This is a genomic window from Sulfurovum sp. bin170, assembly GCF_010892395.1.
Taxonomy (GTDB): domain Bacteria; phylum Campylobacterota; class Campylobacteria; order Campylobacterales; family Sulfurovaceae; genus UBA1140.
This window is the reverse complement of the sequence record NZ_JAACKB010000394.1, coordinates 1-1,994: the sequence shown is the minus strand read 5'-3', so window position 1 is coordinate 1,994 and position 1,994 is coordinate 1. Positions and strand designations below refer to the sequence as shown.

Here is a 1,994-nt window from a genome sequence, read left to right as displayed (position 1 = left end):
ATTTGTTGGTCAAAATAGTTTGATGGCTAGACCTATTACTATTGTGATTAAAAAGTTGAATGGGGCTAAAAAAACTCTAATTGATACATTTACTATTAAAACATCTGACTTAGCTGTTGGTGATACAGTTGTTATTTTAGATAGTGAAGATGAGCCTCTTGCTGAGAAGAAGGTTAAAAAGTAGCATTAAACTAATGCTACAGAGTCACACTTAAGCCCAAAAGAGTATAATCAAAAAAAGAATCCAAGAAGAGCAAAAGATGAAAAAACTACCCATAGGAATAAGTGATTTTAAAGAGTTAATATATGAGAATTTTTACTATATAGATAAAACAGATTTTATCCTTGAGACCATAGATAGTAATGCCAAAGTTATCTTACTCCCTCGTCCAAGAAGATTTGGTAAGACTCTAAATCTTAGTATGTTGAACTATTTTTTTAATATTGAAGAGAATAACAAAGAATTATTTAATAACCTAAATATATCCAAAAATAGTATCGCAATGAGCCATTGTGCAAAATATCCTATTATCTATATTACCTTTAAAGATGTTAAAGAGGATAGTTTTGAAAAGAGTTTTTTAAAAATAAAACGGTTAGTCAGTAATGAATTTAAAAAGCACTATAAAGCTATTGTGGATAGCAATATAGACAGTACTGATAAAAAAAGAGTAATAGAGATTATAGATGAAGAGGCATCAGAGGTTAATATAGAGGACTCTTTTAAACTTCTCTCACGGCTATTAACTGCCACCTATAACCAAAAGTGTATTGTCCTCATAGACGAATATGATACCCCCATTCAGACAGCTTTTCTAAAAGGTTATTATGAGGAGATGGTAGGCTTCTTCAAAACTTTTATGGGTGCTGTGCTAAAAGATAATGATGTTCATATATATAAAGCTGTTTTGACAGGAATTCTTAGGGTATCAAAGGAGTCTATCTTTAGTGATTTAAATAATATAAAGGTCTATACACTCTTGAACCGTGAGTTTAGTGATAAGTTTGGATTTACAAAGGATGAGACCAAAGTGGTGCTAAATGAGTACAATCTATTAGACTCTTACGACGAGGTGAACAGATGGTACGATGGCTACACGATAGGGGGTAAATCTATCTTGAATCCGTGGTCTCTTCTAAACTATATAGATAGTAAAGAGTTTGATGTTTATTGGGCAAATACATCATCAAATGGTATTATAAGAACTCTCATAGAGAATTCAGATGAGTTTAGAGATGATTTAAAACTGCTTCTAAAAGGTGAGAAGATAGAAAAGGTCATCAATCCAAATATAACTTTTAAAGATAGAGATTTCAATTTCAATGAGGAGATGCTCTACTCTTTTCTCTTCTTTTCTGGTTATCTGAAATATACTTCAAAGAGATTTGAGAGAGGAAAACACTATTGTAATTTGGCAGTTGTTAATATAGAGTGCCAATATATTTTCGAGAATATTATCTCTAACTGGATTGCAGATAGCTTCTCAAATCGTAAACTTCGAATACTTCTAAAATCATTAACCGATGGTGAACTTCATACATTTGAGAGAATTTTTAGTGAGTTTGTAAGAGATACTCTATCTTTTTATGATACAGCCAAAAATATAGAGAGTGTCTATCACGCCTTTTTCTTAGGACTCTTGATAAATTTAAATGATTATGAGATTATATCAAATGAAGAGGCAGGGTACGGTAGGGTTGATATTATGGTGCTTCACAAACAGGATAAAAGCAGATTAGCCATTATTATGGAGCTAAAAACAATCGATGATTTTATAGAGGAGACAAAAGATAAGGCGTTGCAGAGTGCAGTTAAGCAGATTGAAGAGAAAGCCTATGTCTCTAAAGTGCAAAAAAAAGGGTATGGTAATATTTTAAGCTTTGGGGTGGTTTTTGATGGTAAAAGAGTTTGGATTGAGAAGTGCTAGAGAAGTGGTGGCTTATGAATTATGATATTTTGGAATGGATTGCTTCTTGTATTGAGATGGATATAT

Annotated in this window: 2 protein-coding genes; both read left to right on the top strand. The window is 31.9% G+C overall.

Annotated elements, in window-relative coordinates; all coding sequences use genetic code 11:
* The coding region (locus tag GSY74_RS09320; protein WP_164664831.1) for a hypothetical protein at window positions 1–184 on the top strand (184 nt) is incomplete at its 5' end.
* A 76-nt stretch (window positions 185–260) separates the two neighbouring features.
* The gene (locus GSY74_RS09315) at window positions 261–1,928 is read left to right on the top strand and encodes an AAA family ATPase (protein WP_164664830.1); all 1,668 of its coding nucleotides are present in this window, start codon (window positions 261–263) and stop codon (window positions 1,926–1,928) included.
* Window positions 1,929–1,994: the final 66 nt, after the last annotated feature.

What these genes read in the sequence shown, in the direction of transcription:
- GSY74_RS09315 (WP_164664830.1), top strand. Translation starts at nt 261, where the DNA reads ATGAAAAAACTACCCATAGGAATAAGTGATTTTAAAGAGTTAATATAT.